The organism is Pallidibacillus thermolactis (assembly GCF_025660415.1).
GTDB lineage: Bacteria > Bacillota > Bacilli > Bacillales > Caldibacillaceae > Pallidibacillus > Pallidibacillus thermolactis.
Genome location: NZ_JAOUSE010000016.1, coordinates 19,537 through 42,319, shown reverse-complemented (window position 1 = coordinate 42,319; position 22,783 = coordinate 19,537). Strand labels below are relative to the sequence as shown.

General features: G+C 36.8%; 21 protein-coding genes and 1 riboswitch. Of the genes, 11 read left to right on the top strand and 10 right to left on the bottom strand.

Annotation, left to right across the window (positions count from 1 at the left end; translation table 11 throughout):
• Positions 1-132 precede the first annotated feature (132 nt).
• Complete coding sequence (locus tag OEV82_RS07290) at positions 133-1,068, bottom strand: diacylglycerol kinase (RefSeq protein ID WP_263061462.1); 936 nt, start codon at positions 1,066-1,068, stop codon at positions 133-135.
• 325 nt (positions 1,069-1,393) lie between these two features.
• Here OEV82_RS07290 and OEV82_RS07285 point away from each other — a divergent pair, with 325 nt between their 5' ends.
• From OEV82_RS07285 to OEV82_RS07275, 3 genes are all read left to right on the top strand, one after another.
• Positions 1,394-1,633, top strand: a complete 240-nt coding sequence (locus tag OEV82_RS07285) for a hypothetical protein (protein ID WP_263061461.1) — start codon at positions 1,394-1,396, stop codon at positions 1,631-1,633.
• 65 nt (positions 1,634-1,698) lie between these two features.
• On the top strand, positions 1,699-1,947 hold the full coding sequence (locus tag OEV82_RS07280) for a hypothetical protein (RefSeq protein ID WP_407672750.1): 249 nt from the start codon (positions 1,699-1,701) through the stop codon (positions 1,945-1,947).
• 166 nt (positions 1,948-2,113) lie between these two features.
• On the top strand, positions 2,114-3,562 hold the full coding sequence (locus OEV82_RS07275; protein ID WP_317634304.1) for an NAD-dependent succinate-semialdehyde dehydrogenase: 1,449 nt from the start codon (positions 2,114-2,116) through the stop codon (positions 3,560-3,562).
• Between the two features lie 95 nt (positions 3,563-3,657).
• Here the strand turns inward: OEV82_RS07275 and OEV82_RS07270 are convergent, their stop codons facing one another.
• The 9 genes from OEV82_RS07270 to OEV82_RS07230 all read right to left on the bottom strand — a co-directional run bounded on the left by OEV82_RS07270 (position 3,658) and on the right by OEV82_RS07230 (position 14,165).
• Complete coding sequence (locus tag OEV82_RS07270) at positions 3,658-4,482, bottom strand: aldo/keto reductase (RefSeq protein ID WP_263061460.1); 825 nt, start codon at positions 4,480-4,482, stop codon at positions 3,658-3,660.
• Positions 4,483-4,801: 319 nt separating this feature from the next.
• On the bottom strand, positions 4,802-5,359 hold the full coding sequence (locus tag OEV82_RS07265; protein WP_263061459.1) for a thioredoxin family protein: 558 nt from the start codon (positions 5,357-5,359) through the stop codon (positions 4,802-4,804).
• A gap of 13 nt (positions 5,360-5,372) precedes the next feature.
• A complete protein-coding gene (locus OEV82_RS07260; protein ID WP_263061458.1) occupies positions 5,373-6,113 on the bottom strand; it encodes a Bax inhibitor-1/YccA family protein in 741 nt (246 codons plus the stop codon).
• Positions 6,114-6,290: 177 nt separating this feature from the next.
• Positions 6,291-7,718, bottom strand: a complete 1,428-nt coding sequence (gene gatB / locus OEV82_RS07255; RefSeq protein ID WP_173660090.1) for an Asp-tRNA(Asn)/Glu-tRNA(Gln) amidotransferase subunit GatB — start codon at positions 7,716-7,718, stop codon at positions 6,291-6,293.
• Positions 7,719-7,730: 12 nt separating this feature from the next.
• On the bottom strand, positions 7,731-9,188 hold the full coding sequence (gene gatA, locus OEV82_RS07250; RefSeq protein ID WP_263061457.1) for an Asp-tRNA(Asn)/Glu-tRNA(Gln) amidotransferase subunit GatA: 1,458 nt from the start codon (positions 9,186-9,188) through the stop codon (positions 7,731-7,733).
• A 12-nt stretch (positions 9,189-9,200) separates the two neighbouring features.
• Positions 9,201-9,491 (bottom strand): Asp-tRNA(Asn)/Glu-tRNA(Gln) amidotransferase subunit GatC, encoded by a 291-nt coding sequence (gatC, locus tag OEV82_RS07245; RefSeq protein WP_173662425.1) that lies wholly within the window; start codon positions 9,489-9,491, stop codon positions 9,201-9,203.
• 230 nt (positions 9,492-9,721) lie between these two features.
• Positions 9,722-10,198: a YueI family protein gene (locus tag OEV82_RS07240; protein WP_263061456.1), complete on the bottom strand. Its 477-nt coding sequence runs from the start codon at positions 10,196-10,198 to the stop codon at positions 9,722-9,724.
• A gap of 201 nt (positions 10,199-10,399) precedes the next feature.
• On the bottom strand, positions 10,400-11,947 hold the full coding sequence (gene pruA / locus OEV82_RS07235; RefSeq protein WP_263061455.1) for an L-glutamate gamma-semialdehyde dehydrogenase: 1,548 nt from the start codon (positions 11,945-11,947) through the stop codon (positions 10,400-10,402).
• Positions 11,948-12,113: 166 nt separating this feature from the next.
• Positions 12,114-14,165 (bottom strand): peptidoglycan D,D-transpeptidase FtsI family protein, encoded by a 2,052-nt coding sequence (locus OEV82_RS07230; protein WP_263061454.1) that lies wholly within the window; start codon positions 14,163-14,165, stop codon positions 12,114-12,116.
• 295 nt (positions 14,166-14,460) lie between these two features.
• Positions 14,461-14,562, top strand: a riboswitch (purine riboswitch).
• Positions 14,563-14,716: 154 nt separating this feature from the next.
• On the opposite strand from OEV82_RS07230, the gene purE reads away from it, so the two are divergent.
• From purE to purN, 8 genes are all read left to right on the top strand, one after another.
• The gene (purE, locus tag OEV82_RS07225) at positions 14,717-15,205 is read left to right on the top strand and encodes a 5-(carboxyamino)imidazole ribonucleotide mutase (RefSeq protein WP_173657869.1); all 489 of its coding nucleotides are present in this window, start codon (positions 14,717-14,719) and stop codon (positions 15,203-15,205) included.
• Positions 15,189-16,319, top strand: coding sequence for a 5-(carboxyamino)imidazole ribonucleotide synthase (gene purK / locus OEV82_RS07220; RefSeq protein WP_173657868.1), 1,131 nt, complete (start codon positions 15,189-15,191; stop codon positions 16,317-16,319). The genes purE and purK overlap by 17 nt, the downstream gene beginning before the upstream one ends.
• Positions 16,320-16,589: 270 nt before the next feature.
• Positions 16,590-16,844, top strand: a complete 255-nt coding sequence (gene purS, locus OEV82_RS07215) for a phosphoribosylformylglycinamidine synthase subunit PurS (RefSeq protein WP_173657867.1) — start codon at positions 16,590-16,592, stop codon at positions 16,842-16,844.
• Entirely contained in the window at positions 16,841-17,527 is a 687-nt protein-coding gene (gene purQ, locus OEV82_RS07210) for a phosphoribosylformylglycinamidine synthase subunit PurQ (RefSeq protein WP_263061453.1), read from the top strand. Before purS ends, purQ begins: the two co-directional genes overlap by 4 nt.
• On the top strand, positions 17,511-19,724 hold the full coding sequence (gene purL / locus OEV82_RS07205; RefSeq protein ID WP_263061452.1) for a phosphoribosylformylglycinamidine synthase subunit PurL: 2,214 nt from the start codon (positions 17,511-17,513) through the stop codon (positions 19,722-19,724). The genes purQ and purL overlap by 17 nt, the downstream gene beginning before the upstream one ends.
• Positions 19,709-21,139 carry an amidophosphoribosyltransferase gene (gene purF / locus OEV82_RS07200; RefSeq protein ID WP_263061451.1) on the top strand — a complete coding sequence of 477 codons (1,431 nt, stop codon included), beginning with the start codon at positions 19,709-19,711 and terminating at the stop codon, positions 21,137-21,139. The genes purL and purF overlap by 16 nt, the downstream gene beginning before the upstream one ends.
• Before the next feature lie 35 nt (positions 21,140-21,174).
• Positions 21,175-22,218 carry a phosphoribosylformylglycinamidine cyclo-ligase gene (gene purM, locus OEV82_RS07195; protein WP_263061450.1) on the top strand — a complete coding sequence of 348 codons (1,044 nt, stop codon included), beginning with the start codon at positions 21,175-21,177 and terminating at the stop codon, positions 22,216-22,218.
• Positions 22,215-22,781, top strand: coding sequence for a phosphoribosylglycinamide formyltransferase (purN, locus tag OEV82_RS07190; protein ID WP_173657862.1), 567 nt, complete (start codon positions 22,215-22,217; stop codon positions 22,779-22,781). The genes purM and purN overlap by 4 nt, the downstream gene beginning before the upstream one ends.
• The last annotated feature ends 2 nt before the right edge of the window (positions 22,782-22,783 follow it).

The window sequence follows — 22,783 nt, the reverse complement described above, 5'->3', positions numbered from 1 at the left end:
AACTTACATTATACATTGTTTACTAAAATTAGAAAAAATTTCTTTTAATAAACAGAACGACATTAGGCTGAATTTTTAACAAAATAAAAAGGGCTTACCCATCACTAAGTAGTAAGGGAAAAAGCCCTTTTATCAATCCTCCAATTCTGGTTCTAAATCAATACGATCCTCTTTACGCAACTGGTCAATTGGAGCAAAAATATCAAAATGTCGATATAAGTTTTTAAATTCTACAGGCGTTTTCCCACCTAATTCACCATCTAAATTAATGAGTACGTCATCTTCTGAAGTTACTTTAACGTAGTTAGCTTTCGTATAGATAACGTTTGGATCTTTTATATGATCTCCACGAAGAGCTAGTGTAACTAACCGCACAAAATCTGCTAAATTTGTTTTCTTTAAAATCAATAATGTAAAATAACCATCATTAATTGAAGCATCTGGAGCTAGTTTTTCAAAGCCACCAACCGAATTTGTCAGAGCAATTAAAAACAACATTACGTCCCCTTCATATAGTTTTCCATCGTATTCCAAATGGAGTTTATAAGGTTTCAATGAAGGTAGCATTTCAATCCCTTTAATATAATAAGCTAGTTGACCGAGCATCGTTTTTAATTTAATCGGGACTTCATAGGTTAGCTCGGTAATTCGACCACCACCAGCAATATTGACAAAGTATTTATCGTTCATGCGACCTATATCGATTGGAATCGTTTGTCCATTAACAATGACATCTGTTGCTGCTAGTATATCACGAGGAATATGTAGGGCTCTGGCAAAGTCATTTGTGGTTCCTACAGGAATTAAGCCTAATTTAGGTCGATACTCCTGTTCAGCTAATCCATTGACCACCTCATTAAACGTTCCATCGCCTCCAGCTGCTATAACAATATCATACTTTCTTTCAACAGCAATTCGTGCCGCTTCTGTTGCATCACCTGGACCCGTCGTCGCATGACAAGATGTTTCATAACCAGCATTCTCCAGTTTAGCCAGAACATCTGGTAAATGTTTTTTGAAAATTTCTCTACCTGACGTCGGATTATAAATAATTCGAGCTCTTTTCATTCAACATCATCCATCTCAGATTAAAGTTTTTTACTATTAAACATCATACTCCAACAAAAATTTCAAGGCAAATTTATTTTATCTTTATTAACAGTATTGTTAACAAATCCTATTTATTACAAACTACAAACACAGTATTGAAAGAATCGAAAAACGATTAATCAAGATTTTACAGTTCATTATAAAACAAGTTTTGATACTTAAGGACATTTATCAAAACAGTTAAAGCAAAACTACTCTCTTAGACTAAAATAGGCTTTTACCTATACCCCTCCCGATATAGACACATACACTAAGGTGAATACACACATGAGGAGGTAATTACATGGAGAGACAAATGCTCGGTGGCCCTATGCCTTTTGGCGGATACCCTGGTTATGATGGATATTTTAATTTTGGTGGTTACGGCAGCAATCCATTCCAGCCATATTATGGATTTGGAGTTCAACCATTCCATCACGGACATCACCATGGACATCACCATGGTCATTACCAACATGGCTTTTATGGTTATCCGCAACAACCATGGTACGGACCTCGTGAGGAGGATTTTATACCGTACTAAAAAAAACATGCTTAAAAACATGAACATGACAAACGTATAAAAATCAAATTTAGGAGGAATGCCAATTGTATAATGAATATCTCCCTGTTCAAACACACATGACCGATGAGAGAAGAATTATCGGTAGGCCATTTGGTAGACCATGGGGATATGGACGTCCATGGGGGTTTGGTAGGCCATGGGGATGGGGGGTTGGATTTGGCCCGTTTTTAGGCGGCGTTGCAGGTGGATTACTAGGTAGTGCATTGTTAGGACCGTATGGCTATGGATTTGGCTCCCCATTCTACGGATATGGATACCCTTACTTCTGGTAAACGAAAAAATCGCCCAGTTATTAAGTACTGGGTGATTTTTATTTTTAGCTCAGATCAACTTACCCAATACTAGGCAACATCAGTTATTTTATAAATTCATTGAATCTCCTTCTAGTTTTCGTAAAATTTAGTATAATTAAAGTATAGAATTATTGGGGGTGGGAAAATGGCAGCTCGTACTGTTTTATTAAATCGGATGTATGTAAACGGTGAATGGATAAAAGCGATAGCCAATGAAACATTTTCTGTCACTAATCCGGCAGATGGAGAACAAATCGCCTCAGTTCCAAACGGTGGAAAAGAAGATGCTATCTTAGCTGTTGATGCAGCTTATGACGCTTTTAAAAAGTGGTCACAAAAAACAGCTGAAGAACGTAGTCATTTATTACGCTGTTGGTATGATAATATTTTAGATAGTAAAGATGAAATTGCAGAGACATTGACACTTGAACAAGGAAAACCGTTAAAAGAAGCATTAGGTGAAGTAACCTACTCAGCAAGTTTTATACAATGGTATGCTGAAGAAGCAAAACGAATTTATGGGGAAACCATACCAGCATCAGCAGTCGATAAACGTTTACTTGTTTTAAAACAACCCGTTGGTGTCATTGCTGCAATTACACCTTGGAACTTTCCCGCTGCAATGATCACACGAAAAGTTGCACCGGCTTTAGCAGCTGGCTGTACTGTTGTTATTAAACCGGCAGAGCAAACACCATTAACGGCTTTAAAATTAGCAGAAGCTGCAGAGCGAGCCGGTTTTCCAAAAGGGGTTATTAATATCGTCACCGGAGATGCCCAAGAAATTGGAAATGCATGGTTAAAAGATGCACGTGTTCGTAAAATAACCTTTACCGGATCTACGGAAGTCGGAAAACTTTTAATGCGCGGAGCAGCTGACACCGTCAAAAAAGTTTCTTTAGAATTAGGTGGGCATGCACCATTTATTGTATTCCCAGATGCAGACATTGATACAGCAGTCGAAGGTGTGATGCAATCGAAATTTAGAAATAATGGGCAAACTTGTGTATGTGCAAATCGAATATATGTGCATTCTTCCATTGTTGATGAATTTGTTGCAAAATTCTCTAAGGAAGCGCAGAAGTTAACGGTCGGATTTGGATTGGAACCAGATACCCAAATTGGTCCATTAATTGATGAACAAGCTTACATAAAAGTTGAATCACATATCCAAGATGCTGTAAGCAAAGGGGCAACAATTGAATGCGGTGGTCGTCGCATCGAAGATTTGGAAAGTGGTTATTTTGTCGAACCCACTGTTTTAAGTAGTGTGACAGAAGACATGCGAATTATGAATGAAGAAACATTTGGTCCCGTTGCACCAGTTATCACTTTTGATGATATACAAGATGTAGTTGAACGAGCCAATAATACTCCATATGGACTCGCTGCTTATATATTTACAACAAACTTAAAAACAGCCATCACAGTATCAGAACAACTGGAATATGGGATTGTCGGTATTAATGATGGTCTTCCTTCTGTTGCGCAAGCACCATTTGGTGGATATAAGGAAAGTGGATTAGGGCGAGAAGGTGGGCATCACGGTATTGAAGAATTTCTTGAAGTAAAATACGTTTCTATAAAAATTTAATGATAGGTAAGAGTAACTAATTCATAGTCGGACATGTAAAAAGACTCGTTTAATCATAAGCGAGTCTTTTTACTGTTGTGTAAATTTTTCTTATCTTATATACGATGATAAGCAGCCGGTTCATTATTAATTCTTGTGTTACGGTCAAGTGTAGAGATTTTCTCCATATCTTCTTTAGTTAATTCAAAATCAAACACATTAAAGTTTTCTTCAATTCGTGATGGTGTCACAGATTTTGGAATGACAATGGTTCCTTCTTGCAAATGCCAACGTAAAATTACTTGAGCCGCTGTCTTACCATGTTTTTCAGCAATACCTTTGATCACATCATCTTCAAGCACATCACGACCATTCATTAATGGACTATAAGCTTCAATATAAATATTATGTTTTGCACAAAATTCTTTCAGTTCTTTTTGTTGTAGATATGGATGGCATTCGACTTGGTTCACAACAGGAACAACTTCACATTCATTTAGAACTTTTTCTAAATGCTCAATGTTAAAATTCGAAACACCAATTGCTTTGACACGACCATCTTTATACAATTTTTCTAATGCTTTATACGTTTCTATGTACAAACCGAAATCTGGACATGGCCAATGAATTAAGTATAAATCAACATAGTCTAATCCTAAACGGTCTAAACTCGCCTCAAACGCACGCAATGCTTTGTCATAACCGTGGTCAGAATTCCATAGTTTTGTCGTGATGAATAATTCTTCTCGCGGAATTTGGCTATTTGCTATTGCTTTACCAACGCCTTTTTCATTTTCATATACTTTTGCCGTATCTATTAATCGGTAACCTACTTCAAATGCTTTTTCTACTGCTTGAGTAGCCTCTTCATCAGGTACTTGCCAAACACCAAATCCAAGCTTTGGCATGCGTAGGCCGTTATTTAATGTAACATATTCCATAGAAATCATTCCTTTCCTTTTATTCCATTTTAGTATAGCAAATTGGTGGGGAGTTGATAAATTAGGTGCTTTTAGGTGCTATACGATTTAAAAAACTTCTTCTAATTAAAGACATTTTAATCATTTTTTTAATCTCACTTGTCCTCGAGATCAGCTCTCAGAGACATTTCTACCTCTTTTTGTCCTCGAGACAACCTACCAATCAATCCATATCACTATTTATCTATACTTCCCTTAAAAAGCCAATTAATATAAAAATAAAGTTCCCTCAACGAGATCCATTGAAGGAACTTTACGCAAACAAAAACAATTCTATTCACTAATTGTCACAAATCCGTTCAACAATACTAGCCGCAATCTTCTCCCACAATTCTTCATCTTCTAAAAACCGCATTGACATTTTTCTATACATCTCTTTTTGCTTATCTGCAAATTCCGGCGCATCTTTATCTGGTAAAGCAGCCCTTTCTCGCTCAACAAATGCTTGAACTTCTGGTGCCCTCGGTCCCCACACTGCAACTTCTTTGCCATCTTTATCTATGAATATATAAATCGGAATTGAACGGGACTTCCCATTTGTTAAATATTGATCCATTAATTCTAAGTTTTGGTCACGCAACAAAAAACGAACTTCAATGTTAGCTGTTTCAGCAATTTTCATTAAGATTGGGTTGTTAACCATCGCATCACCACACCAATCTTCTGTAAGAGCAATGACACGTAAATTTTTCTCCTGTAATTCTCCAAGTTTTTTGACATGATCATCTTTCAAATGAAATCGTTCATAAATGGAGAGCATTTTTTCTTTATTTCGGGTCATCTGATCAACGTATTCGTTGTAGCTCATTGCTTTTTCAAACCAACCATGTAAATGCATCTTTTATCACCCCTTAATTACGATTTGCAAGTACTTTGTACAATAGTCGGAGAATTTCTAAATACAACCATACTAAAGTGACCATTATACCAAAGGCTCCATACCATTCCATATATTTCGGTGCGCCGAGTTCAGCCCCTCTTTCAATAAAATCAAAATCTAAAACAAGATTAAGGGCCGCGATAAAGACTATGACTATACTAACTATTATACCTAAAGTTCCCGTTTCATGAATGAAAGGGACCTGAATACCGAAAAAACCTAATATTAAACTTAATAAGTAAGTTAATAAAACCCCTAACGTTGCTGCCGCTACTCCTAAACGGAAATTATGAGTCACTTTAATAAGACCACTTTTATAAATAAGCAACAAACCTAAAAGAATTGAAAATGTTAAAGATACAGCCATGAAAGTGATGCCTTGAAATTGAGATTCGTATATTGCGGAAACTCCACCGATGACAAGTCCCTCTAACATTGCATAAATAGGAGATAAAACTGGTGCCATTCTTTTCACAAAAATGGTAACTAACGCGACAATTAAACTACCGATCACGCCTATAGTAATATAAGGTGAAACATTTTGACCCGCAAAATATTGTGTCCATGTGAAAATTGCACTAATGATTATAAAAACAAGTAAAATAAATGTTTTATTGACTGTACCTTGAATGGTCATTTGATCACTCGTATCAGCATTTCCGGCATAAGATTCAAAAGTATTATTCGTTAGACTCGGATTGCCACTTCGCATTGTTTCGCCTCCTTTATTTTCAATACGACCCTTCTCATATATTGTTTCAGAACTTTGTTTTTACAACAAACCAACTATTTCATAATATTATATTCTATTTTAATATATACTAGCTTTGTTTTTATAAAAAAAGGCAACCTAAAGTCACTAACACTTTAGATTGCCTACCATTCCTATTTAACGTTTTTTAATTTCTTCCAGTAAAATTTTATTTAGTAATTGTGGGTTAGCTTGTCCTTTCGTTTTCTTCATAATCTGTCCCACAAGGAAACCGATGGCACGATCTTTACCATTCTTATAGTCTTCAATCGATTGTGGGTTATTATCTAACGCTTCTGTAACCAGTTTCAATAGTGTTGCCTCATCAGAAATCTGAACTAACCCTTTTTCTTTTACAATTTTCTCTGGGTCGCCGCCTTTTTTGATTAGTTCACTAAACACTTTCTTCGCCATTTTGGAAGATAGTGTACCGTTATCAATTAACTTAATCATGCCTGCTAAGCTTTCTGGGGTTAAAGCAATTTCATGTAATTCTTTTTGTTCAGCATTTAAGTAAGCAGACACTTCACCCATTAACCAGTTTGATGCTTGTTTTGCATCAGCTCCATTCGCAACAGTTGCATCAAAGAAATCGGACATTTCTTTTGTCATCGTTAAAACTTTCGCATCATATTCTGGTAAACCTAATTCTTCAATATATCGTTTTTTCCGTGCATCTGGAAGTTCAGGAATCGATGCTCGAACACGTTCTTTCCATTCATCATCAATGTAAAGTTCAACAAGGTCTGGTTCCGGGAAGTATCGATAATCATCCGATCCTTCTTTTACACGCATTAAAATCGTTTCTCCAGTTGCCTCATCATAACGGCGTGTTTCTTGGTTAATGACACCGCCAGCAAGCAATACTTTTTCTTGTCGTTTAATTTCATACTCCAATCCTTTTCGAACAAAGTTAAAGGAGTTTAAGTTTTTCAATTCTGTTTTCGTGCCGAACTTTTCTTGACCGATTGGGCGAAGGGAAACGTTAGCGTCACAACGTAAAGATCCTTCTTCCATTCGAACATCGGAAACACCTGTGTATTGGATAATAGCTTTTAATTTTTCTAAATAAGCGTATGCTTCTTCTGGTGTACGAATATCTGGTTCTGATACGATCTCAATTAAGGGTGTTCCTTGACGGTTTAAGTCAACTAAAGACCCGTCTTCTGTATGAATTAGTTTTCCGGCATCCTCTTCTAAATGTAAACGATTGATACCAATTCGCTTAGTCTTGCCGTTCACTTCAATTTCTATCCAACCATTCCTACCAATTGGTTGTGCATCTTGCGTAATTTGATACGCTTTCGGGTTATCCGGATAAAAATAGTTTTTTCGATCGAAACTTGATTCTGTCGCAATGTCCATATTTAATGCCATTGCCGCTTTCATGGCAAAATTAACTGCTTCTTTATTTAATACAGGTAAAACACCTGGATAACCGAAATCAATGACGTTCGTATTTGTATTTGGTTCTGCTCCGAATTGGTTCGGGGATGGTGAAAATACCTTCGATTTTGTTTTCAATTCTACGTGTACTTCAAGTCCAATTACCGCTTCAAAATTCATTTATTTCACCCCTTACAATTGTGGTTTTTGTTTATGGAAATCTGTCGCTTGTTCAAAAGCATGGGCTACTCGATAAACTGTACCTTCATCGAAATGTTTACCAATGATTTGAAGGCCAATTGGTAATCCATTATTAAAGCCACATGGTACAGAAATACCTGGAAGACCAGCAAGGTTGACTGGAATTGTTAACAGATCGTTAACATACATCGTGACTGGGTCGTCAATTTTTTCGCCAATCTTGAATGCCGTCGTTGGATTTGTTGGTCCAATTACGACATCATAGTTTTCAAATACTTTTTCAAAATCTTGTTTAATTAATGTACGAATTTGTTGAGCCTTTTTATAGTAAGCATCATAATAACCTGAGCTTAAGGCAAACGTTCCGATCATAATCCTACGTTTCACTTCGTCACCGAAACCTTCAGAACGTGATTTCTTATACAATTCCATTAAATTTTTTGCATCTTTTGCTCGATAACCATAACGAATACCGTCAAAACGTGCAAGGTTTGCGGATGCTTCAGATGAAGCAATAATGTAATATGCAGCAACCCCATATTTTGAATTTGGTAGGGACACTTCATCCCACGTAGCACCTAATCCTTCAAGAACTTTTAATGCTTCAAGGACTGCATTTCTTACTGACTCGTGAACACCTTCACCTAAGTATTCCTTTGGAACAGCAATCTTCAAGCCTTTAACATCACCTGTTAATTGTTCTACATAGTTAGGAACAGGAACATTAGCTGAAGTAGAATCATGAGGATCCACACCGGCAATTGTTTGTAAAATATATGCATTATCTTCCACATTACGTGTAATAGGTCCAATTTGGTCTAATGAAGATGCAAAAGCTACTAACCCATAGCGGGATACACGACCATAGGTTGGTTTCATTCCAACAACACCACAAAACGACGCTGGTTGACGGATCGAACCACCTGTGTCGGAACCTAATGCGAATGGAATTTCACCGGCTGCAACGGCAGCTGCGGAACCACCGGATGAACCACCAGGAACATATTCTAAGTTCCATGGGTTATATGTTTTATGGAAATAAGAAGTCTCTGTGGAACTGCCCATCGCAAATTCATCCATATTTAATTTACCAATCATGACAGCTCCAGCATTATGTAATTTATTCATTACGGTCGCATCGTAAATAGGATCAAAATTTTCTAACATACGGCTAGCACAAGTTGTACGTACGTCTTTTGTAACGATATTATCTTTGATTCCAATAGGCATTCCAAAAAGAAGACTATTTGCTTCTTCTGCACTATGTTTTTCATCTAATTCTTTTGCCTTTGTACGGGCATTTTCCTCATCAAGAGTAATGAATGCCTTTACTTTATCTTCCACTTCATTTATACGCTTAAACGATTCATCAACTAAATCAGAAACTGTAATCTCCTTTTTATGAAGTAACTCTTGTAAATCTTTTAATTTATGATCAAATAGTCCCAAGGTTTTCCCTCCTTACTCAATAATCGATGGAACACGAATTTGTCCATCTTTTTGATCTGGTACATTTCTTAGTAATTCCTCACGTGGTAAACCTGGTTCAGCCACATCCTCACGCATCACATTTTTCATATCTAAAACATGAGACGTTGGCTTCACATTTGCAGTATTAACTTCATTTAACTGTTCTGCTAAACCAATAATCTCATCTAACTGTGTTGTAAATTTTTCAATCTCCTCTTCAGTAAATGTAAGACGAGATAAATGCGCCACATGTTGAACATCATCTTTAGAAATTCTAGACACTTAATTCACCTCCAAAATAATTAAACAACGTAGTCTGTTACATACTATTGCTTTTAAGCAAACTAATTTATATTTTATCATGTTTTGGCTGTTTTCAGAAATACTGTAGTGAAAATCTTTTATTTTCCTATAAAAATTTAAGAGAATGCCGATTATGTAACTGCAATTTAAAACGACTGAGACTTCCTTAATAAAAAAAGAAGATCGCTTTTTTCTAGCAATCTCCCCTCTTATCTTCTCAGTTTACCTTTTAAAAAAAGTTTTTTTAGAATATTCTCTTTTTGAGATTTCGAACTTACTTTTTTCTGTTTTGGCGATTCGGGTGCTTCTGTATCTTTAACGTAAATTTCATCTTTTTCAATAGCATAATGATCATAAGTTAATACGAGACCAATATCTGTATCACTTTCTTTATTTTCGACGATGGTAAAAGGAATATTGTTTTGATTTGCAACTTTAATATATTTTCTTAAAGTATCATAGGGAATAGCTCCATTTAACAGTAATTTTGTCTTAGGATGAGCAATCATTTCCTTTTCCACTTCACTGTATACTTTTGACTCGTATACTTGATGAATTGTCAGAGCAATAACAATTCGTTCACGAATGGTTCCTAAAAACTTCTTTCGTTCGGCAGGGTTAATTTCCTTTTTTCCATATATCCCCTGTTCTAAATACTCATCTAACTTTGATTTTCTTTGTGACATGTAATTTATTCACCCTTACACAGTATTATATCTTTTGTAGTATATGCAAAATTTGGATACAATAAGCTTCTCCATGTGAAAAACATTACGTTCACAATTTCACAATTACAGTTTACCATAATTTGAATCTATATATAATTCTTCTCAATGAAAAACAGGCTGATGTTCATAAATTCTCAGCCTGTTTTTTACTCAATTTAATTAAAACTGTTCCGCAATTGATTTAGCTTGCATATGAAGAAGTAAGTAATCAGGCCCCCCTGCTTTCGAATCGGTTCCAGACATATTAAAGCCACCAAATGGCTGATATCCAACAATTGCACCTGTACAACCACGGTTAATATACAAGTTTCCAACATGGAAGTCTTCTTTCGCTTTTTCAATATTATAACGGTTATTAGATATAACCGATCCTGTTAAGCCGTATTCAGTATTATTCGCAATCTCAATTGCTTCTTCAAAACTTTTTGCTTTTGTAAAGGCAACAACTGGACCAAAAATTTCTTCCTGCATGATTCTTGCTTCTGGATCAAGATCTGCAAATACTGTTGGCTGTACAAAATAACCTTTTGAATCATCGCCTGTACCGCCCACAATTAATTTCCCTTCTTGCTTACCTATTTCGATATATTTTGTTATTTTATCAAAAGCCGCTTGATCAATAACAGGGCCAACAAAAGTTTCACGTTTTGCCGGATCACCAACAATTAACTCCTTCGTTAGTTCAACCACTCGGTTTAATACTTTATCATACATATCTTCAACGATAACCGCTCGAGAACAAGCGGAACATTTTTGCCCAGCAAAGCCGAAAGCAGATTTTACAATCGATTCAGCTGCCAATTCTAAGTCGGCGTCACTATCTACAACAATCGTATCTTTTCCACCCATTTCCGCAATGACGCGTTTTAACCAAATTTGTTCTGGATGGACAATGGAAGCCCTTTCATATATTCTAGTACCAACTTCCCGTGAACCTGTAAAACTAATAAATCTTGTTTTTGGATGATCAACTAAATAGTCTCCTATTTCTGATCCACTACCAGGGATATAATTTACTACCCCTGCAGGAAGACCTGCTTCTTCTAACACTTCAACAAATTTAGCAGCAATGACTGGCGTTGCTGAAGCTGGTTTCAATAATACTGTATTTCCAGTTACAATAGGCGCTACTGTTGTGCCGACCATAATTGCAAAGGCAAAATTCCAAGGTGGAATGGTCACACCAACACCTAGTGGTATATACCCATATGTGTTATTTTCACCAGGTCTTGACAGTACTGGTGCACCATCTTTTAATTCTAACATTTGCCGTCCGTAATACTCCATAAAGTCAATTCCTTCAGCAATATCCGCATCGGCTTCATGCCAAGGCTTTCCCGCTTCTTTAACTAATAAAGCACTAAATTCATGTTTTCTATTACGAACGATATGGGCAGCTTTAAATAATATTTCAGCGCGCATTTCAGGTTTTGATTTACGCCATGTTTCAAATGCTTTTAAAGCAACTTGCATTGCTTCTTCAGCATGTTCTTTCGTTGCCTTACCGACATATCCAATGACTTCTTCTTTATTTGCTGGGTTAATTGAAACAATTTTGTCGTTTGTTTCAACTCGTTTTCCACCAATAATTAAGTCATAGGTTTCCCCTAAATAGCTTTCTACCTTTTTTAATCCTTCTAAAAAAGCCGCTTGATTTTCCTTTTTCGAGAAGTCTGTAAAAGGTTCGTGTGCATATGGTTTCATCATGTCTCCCCCTTGTGTAACATTTTGAATAGAAGGACTATTCACTATTTATTTTACCTTCTTTACAATTGACCTTCAAATTATTTACTAGTTTCATAGAGGTAAATGCACAAATGGTTTGTTTTTTAACAAAATCAGCTAACATTGATACAACCTAACATTTCATATGCTACTTAAAATAAGCCTGAAATACCCGTTGAGCAATATGGGATCCAATCGTATAACTAAACGGTTGACTTCCGTAAAATGCATGGGGAACAATGACAGAAATTGCAATTTCTGGGTCATCATATGGTGCATAACCAACAAAAGAGGAATGATTTGTTTCTACTCCCTTTTCAAAACGACCATTATCGACATAATAGGACTGAGCCGTTCCTGTTTTACCTGCAACATCATAGGGTTCATCAGAAAAATATCTTCTTGCTGTTCCTTGTGAACCATGGGTAACTTGCCAAAAACCCTGCTGTACTCGTTCAATCCATTCTTGTTTCATATCAACACGGTTTAATATTGTCGGTTGAAACTCCTTAATCACGGTACTTATTCCATCTTTATCTAAATCAGCTGAACGAATTTCTTTGACTAACATTGGCTTTACTCGATATCCGTCATTAGCAATGGTGGCAACATACTGAGCTAACTGTAAAGGAGTATACGTATCAAACTGACCAATGGCAATATCCAAAAATGCAGCTTGTTGTGCAGGATCTGGGCTTGCTTTCATTCCTTCAATCTCTTCTTTAAAACCAATTCCTGTTGTCGTTCCAAGTCCGAATTGACTGAAATAATAACGAATCGTATTCACTTTCTCAGGATTAAGCGAGAAAAGACTTCCTGGAACATAACGTCCTTCCATAACATCTAATGCGATTAACCACATGTAGACGTTTGATGACCGTTCAAGCGCCTTTAATTCATCTATTACACCTAAAGCATTACCTCCAAATGAAGACTTTGTATTACCTGGAAAGATAAGCGGTGTATCGTTCTTTTGCTCTCCTGGTTTAAGAACTCCAGTTTGGTAGCCTGTTAGAACCATTGCCCCCTTTACCGTTGACCCTGCTTCAAATGCTTGTGTAAATGTTCCGTGTGAAAACTCTTCAAATTCCTTTGTTTCCCGATTATACCGTTTGCCAGCAAGAGCTAAAATTTCACCGGTTCTTGGATCCATAGCAACTACGAACATTCGATCTAATGTTTCGGTTCTTGGAAATTGAATTGCGCGCAATAATTCCTCTTGAATAATTTGTTCAATTTCTTGTTGGAAATTGATATCAATAGTTAAAAATAAGTCTCTACCCGGTTCACCTTCAGATATGATTTCAGAACTAACCACTTTCCCACGATTATCTGTAATAACTTTTTCTTGAATTTTTGAACCACTTAACACATCTTCGTAAAGCTCCTCTAAATAACTTGCTCCATAGCGATCATTCAAGGCATAACCTTTTGCAGAATAATAATCTAACTTCTCTGGAGGAAGACCTTCTTTCATTCGTCCAAGCACACTTTGAAACACTTGCCCATAAGTATAATCCCTTTGCCAATCAGTCGTTGTTGAAATGCCCGGTAAGTTATCTAGATTTTCACTGACACTAGCAAATTCTTCATCTGTCACTCCTTCATTTTTTATAATCGATGGGGTTAATGCGACAGCAGATCTCATATTTTGATAAATGGCAGCAACGTTTCCATTAATAGTTTCGATTTCTTCCTCTGTTATACGTTCTAGTATTTTCTTATATAACTCCTGTTCAGATAATTCTTGTTTCTTAATTAAAGCTTCCTCTTCTTTTGTAATTTTCTCATTTCCATTATGATGTTTTAAAATCCATATTTCTTTTTTGACCCAGACAGGAACGTTTTCAATGTCTTCTTGATTCATTTGAATGTATTCGGAAAGTTGTTCAGCTGTATTTAATATATCTATTGGTTGTGGATTTTTAGGAGGCGTATAAGTTATCGCTTTTTGAGGCACATTATAAACTAATGCATGACCATTCCGGTCATAAATTTCTCCCCGTGGGACCGGGTGATAAATGATGTGATCGTCCGTCCGTTCAATTTGCTCTACATAATCCTTACCTTGTACCATTTGCACATAACCTAGACGAAGAACTAAGATTGAAAATAAAAAGAATACAACAACAAACAATAAATTAGCACGTAATAGCATTGTACGATTTTGTTTCTTTTTCTTTCTTTCCATTTCACCCATAGGCACTCTTCCTTTTTTAGTAATCACTAAAACTATTCATATGTTTTAAATAGAATTGTATGATGATAACAATAGATTTACAATCTAACTTAAGAGCATGTTTATTAAACTATCTATTCTACACTTTTCGCTTAATTCCTTTTTTAAACTTTGTTCTTCATTTAAACTAATAAATAATAACAATGGTTAACAACCTAGATCTTCCTTAAAACCCGAACAATAATTAATTAAATATAATATTATGTTCGATTTTTATATTGACAATAACTTGTATTAGTTGTTAATATGTAGTTACAAAATCAAATACATTTTCTCTCATATAATTTTGGGAATATGGCCCATAAGTTTCTACCCAATAACCGTAAATTATTGGACTATGAGAGAAAGTAGTAAACCAGTCATTGGCAATAGTAGCAAAAACATTAGCTACTTTAATGTCATATTGTCCTTAACAGGTTTGGACTGCTTTCTCTCATTGGAGAGAATCAGACCAAACCTTTTTATTTTGCTTATTTATATGTAAAGAAAGGAAATCAAAGTGAGGTTTAATTATGAGACCACAAGTTGCCGTAATTATGGGAAGTACCTCAGACTGGGATACAATGAAAAATGCTTGTGAAATTCTAGAACAATTTGAGGTCCCATACATTAAGAAAGTTGTTTCAGCACATCGTACACCAGATTATATGTTTGAATTCGCTGAAAATGCTAAAGAATTAGGATTAAAAGTGATCATTGCTGGAGCTGGAGGAGCAGCTCACTTACCTGGCATGGTCGCTGCAAAAACTACGCTCCCTGTTATTGGTGTACCCGTTCAATCAAAGGCATTAAATGGTTTAGATTCATTATTATCCATTGTGCAAATGCCCGCTGGTGTACCTGTTGCAACAGTTGCCATTGGTAAAAGTGGTGCAAAAAATGCCGGACTATTAGCAGTACAAATGCTTGCAACATCCGATGAAACATTAGTTAAAAAATTAGAACAATTCCGTGAAGATAATAAAAACCGCTCTATAGAAAGCAGTGATCAACTTGGCTAAAGTCGTCCTTCCTAATCAAACAATCGGTATTATCGGGGGAGGCCAACTTGGTAAAATGATGACCTTATCTGCCAAGGCAATGGGGTTCCGTGTAGTAGTCCTTGATCCGACACCAAATTGTCCATGTGGTCAGGTTGCTGATGAACAAATTGTAGGAACATATAACGATATTCATGCAATTCAAGAATTGGCAAAAAGAAGTGATGTTATTACTTATGAATTTGAAAATATAGATGCAGATTGTCTTGAATGGTTAACAAACAATGCCTATGTCCCACAAGGAACTGAAATTTTACGGATAACACAAAACCGTATATTAGAAAAAGCGGCCATCCAAAAAGCAGGTGCACCTGTTGCTCCTTATCATGTTATAGAAAAACAAGAAAATCTTGTACCTGCCTTTAAAGATCTTGGATTTCCAGCCGTTTTAAAAACAGCAACTGGCGGATATGACGGTAAAGGGCAAGTGGTTATTCAGTCTAAAGAAGACATTGACAAGGCTCTGCCATTAATAAAACATGGCCCGTGTGTTTTAGAACAATGGGTACCATTTCAAAAAGAAATTTCCGTAATTATTGTGAAAAACCTGAACGGTGAAACAGCTGTTTTACCTATTGCAGAAAATATTCACAAAAACAATATACTTCATATGACGATTGCCCCTGCTCGAATTAATAAAGATATAAAAGAAAAAGCAATCTACGCAGCAAAACAAATTGCCGCATCTTTACATTTAGTCGGCACATTAGCAGTAGAAATGTTTTTAACCAATAATAACAAAATTTATATTAACGAACTTGCTCCTCGGCCGCATAACTCTGGTCACTATTCAATAGAAGCATGTGTCACCTCACAATTTGAACAACATATTCGAGCCATTTGTAATTGGCCATTAGGGTCAACGGAAATCGTCAAGCCAGCTGTGATGGTCAATATTCTAGGTCAACACGTTGAACCACTCACATCCAATATAAAAAACTATAAAAATTGGAAAATTCATCTATATGGAAAAGATGAAGTGAAACACAATCGTAAAATGGGACATATCACTTGTTTAAGTGATAATCACGATCAAGCTTTATCTGAAATCCAACGTTTTAACATCTGGAATTGATTCATTTTCTGTGCAAACATGGAATTTTAATAAATTTTTTCTAATTTATTAGGTTATATTCTAAGGATTTGTGCGAAATATGGTCAAATGTGTTCGATTTTTAGTAAAATATGTGCGAAAAATAAAAATATTGTGCGAAGAGACTCACAAATCGTGCGAATTCTTATAATTTTGTGCGAAAAACCTATTTTTCGTGCGAACCCCAAAATACAAAAGGAGTTAATTAAAAATTTTTATATATACCAAAAAAAATATTTAGGAGGTTGCACCATGTACAAAGTAAAAATTTATGTCACACTAAAAAACAGTGTTATTGATCCACAAGGTTCTGCTGCCAAACAAACACTTGAAACTATGGGATACAAAGAGATTGAAGAACTCCGAATTGGAAAGTATATCGAAATTACAATCGACGAATCCGTAAAAAATGTGGATGAAATGGTCAATGAATTTTGTCACAAACTTCTAGTTAATCCCGTAGTCGAAAACTATCGCTATGAAATTGAGGCAGGTGTTAAACAGTGAAATTTGCCGTCCTCGTTTTTCCAGGAACGAATGGTCACCTCGACATGTATCATGCTGTGAAAGATAAACTGGGTGAAGAGGTTGAATTCGTTCAACATGACACTAAAAATTTAGATGAGTATGAAGCTATTCTGATCCCGGGAGGCTCTTCTTACGGTGACTATTTACGTGCAGGAGCCATCGCTCGACAAACTCCAATTATGAAAGAAGTAGCAAGAGTAGCAAAAGAAGGAAAACCGATCCTCGGTATTGGTAACGGATTCCAAATTCTTCTTGAAGCAGGTCTTCTACCAGGGGCTATGCTCCAGAATAAAAGTTTGAAGTTTACTTGCCAAACTGTACAAATTGTTGTTCACAATAACGATACTATTTTTTCTAGACAATATACAAACGGTGAAGTAATCGATCTCCCAATCGCTCATAGTGTAGGAAACTATTATTGTGATGAAAAAACTCTACAAGAATTAAAGAATAATAACCAAATTGTTTTTACTTACAATGGTACAAATCCAAATGGCAGTATTGAAAACATTGCGGGGATTACAAATAAACAAGGGAATGTACTTGGCATGATGCCACATCCTGAACGGGCCGTTGACAAACGCTTAGGCAGCAATGATGGATTAAAATTATTTAAATCGATTGTACAACAATGGAGGGAAGCAAATGCAGTTAAAGCATGAACCAAGTCCAGAACAAATTAAACAAGAGAAAATATACAAAGAAATGAATGTAACCGACGAAGAATTCGAACTTATTCAAAAGCATTTAGGTCGACTACCAAACTATACAGAACTGGGCCTATTCTCTGTTATGTGGTCTGAACATTGTAGTTATAAAAGTTCAAAACCAGTATTGAAAAAATTCCCTACTTCTGGCCCACAAGTATTACAAGGACCTGGTGAAGGGGCAGGAATCGTTGATATTGGTGACAATCAAGCGGTTGTTTTCAAAATCGAGAGTCATAACCATCCATCTGCTGTCGAACCTTTTGAAGGTGCGGCGACTGGGGTTGGAGGAATTCTCCGTGACATTTTCTCAATGGGTGCACGACCAATTGCCGTACTTAACTCTCTACGGTTTGGTGAGTTAACTTCTTCTCGTACAAAATATTTATTAGGACAGGCAGTCGCAGGGATTGCAAGTTACGGAAATCGGATCGGTATTCCTACAGTCGGTGGAGAAGTTCAATTTGATCCATGTTATGAAGGAAACCCGTTAGTAAATGCAATGGGCGTTGGTTTAATCAACCATGACGATATTAAAAAAGGGCTAGCCCACGGTATCGGTAACACAGTGATGTATGTTGGAGCCAAAACAGGACGAGACGGTATTCATGGTGCAACCTTTGCCTCCGTTGAATTGACAGAAGAGTCTGAAGAAGGAATGGCAGCGGTGCAAGCTGGGGACCCATTTTTAGAAAGTCTCCTTCTTGAAGCTTGTCTAGAAGTAGCTCAATCTGATGCACTAGTCGGTATTCAAGATATGGGGGCAGCTGGACTTATCTCTTCAAGTTCCGAAATGGCTTCAAAAGCTGGCACAGGAATTGAAATGAACCTAGACCTTGTTCCTCAACGGGAAGCTGATATGACACCGTACGAAATGATGCTTTCTGAATCTCAAGAACGGATGCTTTTAATAGTAAGAAAAGGTCATGAACAAGAAATTATTGATATCTTTAACCGTTATGGATTAGAAGCTGTCGCTATCGGTCAAGTAACCGACGACAAAATCCTTCGCCTCACACATAAAGGAGAAGTTGTAGCGGAAGTGCCAGTTGATGCACTAGCGAAAGATGCGCCGGTTTACCATAAGCCATCAAAGGAACCTGCCTACTTCCGTGAAAACCAACAGCTAGAAATAAAAGTTCCTACAATTAAAGATTATGAAGGTACATTATTAGACTTACTAAAACAACCAACCATTGCAAGTAAAGAGTGGATCTATCATCAATTTGACTCAATGGCACGAACAGATACAATTGTTACACCTGGTTCCGATGCAGGTGTTGTTCGAATTCGCGGTACGGAAAAAGCACTTGCTATCACAACAGATTGTAACGCTCGTTATATTTACTTAGATCCAGAAACAGGTGGTAAGATCGCTGTTGCTGAAGCTGCTCGAAATATTGTTGCTTCCGGCGCTAAACCGCTTGCTGTTACTGATGGTTTAAACTTTGGTAGTCCTGATAACCCAGAAGTATACTGGCAATTAGAAAAAGCAGCCGACGGAATCAGTGAAGCTTGTCGAAGTTTAAAAACACCTGTTATTAGTGGAAATGTATCACTCTATAATGAAACTGACAATACAGCCATTTACCCAACTCCTATTATTGGCATGGTTGGTTTAGTAGAAAATCTTAACCATGTGACAACCCAATCGTTTAAAAACGACGGAGATTTAATCTATCTACTTGGTGAAACAAAACCAGAATTCGGTGGTAGTGAACTACAAAAATTAATGGACGGCAAAATCTATGGTCGAGCACCTTCCATCGATTTAGATGTCGAAGTGCAAAACCAAAAACAAGTATTACAGGCAATTCAACAAGGGCTAATCACATCTGCTCATGATGTTTCTGAAGGTGGGGTTGCTGTAGCACTAGTTGAATGTTTGATAGATACACCATTTGGTGCGAAAATTGAACTTGACGGAGAAGCTGTAACAGCTTTATTTAGTGAATCTCAATCTCGCTTTATCTTAACTGTGAAAAAAGAACACCAAGCAGAAATTGAAAAATTAACAAACGCTAAATTAATTGGTCTAGTTACCGATACACCTAAACTTACAATTAACGTAAACAAGGAAACTATCATTGATTTAACGACTAAACAATTACAAGAAGCTTGGAAAGGAGCAATCCCATGCTTGCTGAAATAAAAGGGCTAAACGAAGAATGTGGTTTATTCGGCATTTGGCAACATCAAGATGCCGCACACATTACGTATTATGGCCTGCAAAGCTTGCAACACCGTGGGCAAGAAGGTACAGGAATTGTTATCAATGATGGGATAAATTTAAAAGCGCATAAAGGAGAAGGCCTCGTCACAGAGGTCTTCTCGAGAAATGATATCGAAGAAATGAAAGGTTATAGCGCCATTGGTCATGTCCGATATTCAACAAAAGGTGATCGAAACTTTGAAAATATCCAACCTTTATTATTTCATTCCCATACAGGAAATCTTGCATTAGCCCATAACGGTAGCTTAATTAACGCTAAACGGATGAGAGCCCTTTTAGAAGCACAGGGGAGCATCTTTCAAACTGCATCCGATACAGAAATACTTGCCCATTTAATAAAGCGGAGTAAACAGCCTTGTTTTATTGCCAAAGTGAAAGCTGCTTTAAATATGTTAATTGGTGCTTATGCATTTTTAATAATGACCGATGATGAATTAATTGCAGCTTTAGATCCAAGCGGAATCCATCCACTATCCATTGGCAAACTGGGTAACTCTTATGTCATCGCTTCGGAAACATGTGCCTTTGATATTATTGGTGCAGAATTTATTCGTGATGTTCAACCCGGTGAATTGATTATTATAAATAAAGATGGCATACATTCGGACATATTCGCTCCACAAAGAAAAATGGCAATGTGTGCCATGGAGTACGTTTATTTTGCAAGACCTGATAGTAATCTCCGCGGCATCAACGTTCACACAGCTCGCAAAAATCTGGGCAAACAACTGGCTATCGAAGCTCCGATTGATGCTGATGTTGTAACAGGTGTTCCAGACTCGAGTATTTCAGCAGCCATTGGTTATGCAGAAGAATCAGGCATTCCTTATGAACTCGGACTAATTAAAAATCGCTACGTTGGTCGAACATTTATTCAACCAACACAAGCTTTACGGGAACAAGGAGTGAAAATGAAGCTTTCTCCAGTCCGGGGCGTTGTGGAAGGTAAGCGTGTCATTATGGTTGATGATTCTATTGTCCGAGGTACCACGAGTAAACGAATTGTGAAAATGTTAAAGGATGCTGGAGCTAAAGAAGTACATGTGGTCATCTCCTCTCCTCCAATTGAATACCCTTGTTTTTACGGAATTGATACAACGGAACAAGATGAATTAATTGCAGCTGGAAAATCAGTTGAAGAAATTAGGCAATTGATTGGGGCGGATACATTAACTTTTTTAAGTAAAGAAGGTTTATTAAAAGCCTTAAATCGGAAGGAATGGGATCAACAAAACGGATCTTGTCTCGCTTGCTTTACCGGGGAGTATCCAACAATCACGAATGATGAAATACAAAACGATAAAGATCTTATGAGAGCAGTCTCCATTGACTAATAAAGCTCGATTCCTAATTGATTGGGGGTAAAAAAATGGCAGACGCCTATAAAGGAGCTGGTGTCGATATTGAAGCCGGATACGAGTCAGTGAAACGAATGACAAAACATGTTGAACGAACTAATCGACTCGGACTCCTAAGTGGTCTCGGTAGTTTCGGTGGAATGTTCGATCTATCGAGTTTAAATATGAAAGAACCGGTTTTAATCTCTGGAACAGATGGGGTCGGCACGAAACTTCTGTTGAGTTTTTTTATGGAAAAATACGATACAATAGGAATTGATGCCGTTGCAATGTGTGTAAATGATATCGTTGTTCACGGTGCCGAACCGTTGTATTTTCTCGATTACCTTGCATTAGGAAAAGTAATACCGGAAAAAGTTGAAGCAATTGTAAAAGGTATTGCTGAAGGATGTGAAATGGCTGGATGTGCCTTAATCGGTGGAGAAACAGCCGAAATGCCGGATATGTACAAAGAAGAAGAGTTTGATATCGCTGGTTTTGCTGTTGGTGCTGTTGAAAAGAAAAATATAATAACGGGTGATCATATACAGGTAGGCGATGTGCTTATTGGTTTATCTTCTAGCGGTATCCATTCCAACGGTTATTCTCTTGTTCGAAAAGTGCTTTTAAAAGAAGGTAATTTTTCACTCGATACTTACATCCCTGAACTAAATGGTATCCTTGGGGAAGAACTCCTACGACCGACAAAAATTTATGTAAAACCCATTTTAGCGGCATTAAAAAGATTTAATATTAAAGGTATGGCTCATATTACCGGAGGCGGCTTCATTGAAAATATACCACGTATGATGCCAAAAGGGTTAGGAGCCAGTATTCAAGAAGGTACGTGGAAGGTTCCTCCTATTTTCCAATTGCTTGAAAAGGAAGGCAATATTGAACACACTGAAATGTTTAATGTTTTCAACATGGGTATCGGAATGGTTCTCGCAGTTCAACCAGACGAAGCAGACCAAATTGTTCAATTTATGAACAAGCAAGGAGAAGAAGCCCAAATTATTGGTAACGTAACAAATCAATCTTCCATTATCATTGAATCCTTTGGAGGAAAATCATGAAAAGAATTGCCATTTTTGCATCAGGAAACGGGAGTAACTTCCAAGCCATTGTCGATGCAGTTAAGACTGGAGAATTAAAAGCAGAAATTTCACTGCTCGTTTCTGATAAACCGGAAGCTTACTGTGTAAAGCGTGCAGAAAAGGAAAACATTCCGTGTTTCACCTTTGATCCAAAGAGGTTTAAAAATAAAGAAGTGTATGAAAAAATGATTTTAAAAAAACTGGAAGAATATAATATCGATTTTATCGCTTTAGCTGGTTACATGCGACTAGTTGGACCAACATTATTAAATCCTTTTGAAGGAAGGATCGTCAATATTCACCCTTCTCTTCTACCGAACTTTCCTGGAAAAGATGCTATCGGTCAGGCACTAGCAGCAGGAGTTTCAAAAACTGGAGTTACCGTTCATTACGTAGATGAAGGAATGGATACTGGACAAGTCATTGAGCAACGTTCAGTTGAAGTCGTTGATGGAGAAACACATGACTCTCTACAACAAAAGATCCAAAAAATTGAACATCAATTATACCCTTTTGTATTAAATAAACTATTAAACACTTAATT

Coding starts and splice junctions, on each gene's coding strand:
- purF (WP_263061451.1), top strand. CDS start 19,709: ATGCTTGCTGAAATAAAAGGGCTAAACGAAGAATGTGGTTTATTCGGC.
- OEV82_RS07275 (WP_317634304.1), top strand. CDS start 2,114: ATGGCAGCTCGTACTGTTTTATTAAATCGGATGTATGTAAACGGTGAA.
- purN (WP_173657862.1), top strand. CDS start 22,215: ATGAAAAGAATTGCCATTTTTGCATCAGGAAACGGGAGTAACTTCCAA.
- purE (WP_173657869.1), top strand. CDS start 14,717: ATGAGACCACAAGTTGCCGTAATTATGGGAAGTACCTCAGACTGGGAT.
- OEV82_RS07270 (WP_263061460.1), bottom strand. CDS start 4,482: ATGGAATATGTTACATTAAATAACGGCCTACGCATGCCAAAGCTTGGA.
- pruA (WP_263061455.1), bottom strand. CDS start 11,947: ATGATGAAACCATATGCACACGAACCTTTTACAGACTTCTCGAAAAAG.
- OEV82_RS07260 (WP_263061458.1), bottom strand. CDS start 6,113: ATGCGAAGTGGCAATCCGAGTCTAACGAATAATACTTTTGAATCTTAT.
- purL (WP_263061452.1), top strand. CDS start 17,511: ATGCAGTTAAAGCATGAACCAAGTCCAGAACAAATTAAACAAGAGAAA.
- OEV82_RS07230 (WP_263061454.1), bottom strand. CDS start 14,165: ATGGGTGAAATGGAAAGAAAGAAAAAGAAACAAAATCGTACAATGCTA.
- OEV82_RS07265 (WP_263061459.1), bottom strand. CDS start 5,359: ATGCATTTACATGGTTGGTTTGAAAAAGCAATGAGCTACAACGAATAC.
- purS (WP_173657867.1), top strand. CDS start 16,590: ATGTACAAAGTAAAAATTTATGTCACACTAAAAAACAGTGTTATTGAT.
- OEV82_RS07240 (WP_263061456.1), bottom strand. CDS start 10,198: ATGTCACAAAGAAAATCAAAGTTAGATGAGTATTTAGAACAGGGGATA.
- purM (WP_263061450.1), top strand. CDS start 21,175: ATGGCAGACGCCTATAAAGGAGCTGGTGTCGATATTGAAGCCGGATAC.
- OEV82_RS07285 (WP_263061461.1), top strand. CDS start 1,394: ATGGAGAGACAAATGCTCGGTGGCCCTATGCCTTTTGGCGGATACCCT.
- OEV82_RS07290 (WP_263061462.1), bottom strand. CDS start 1,068: ATGAAAAGAGCTCGAATTATTTATAATCCGACGTCAGGTAGAGAAATT.
- gatB (WP_173660090.1), bottom strand. CDS start 7,718: ATGAATTTTGAAGCGGTAATTGGACTTGAAGTACACGTAGAATTGAAA.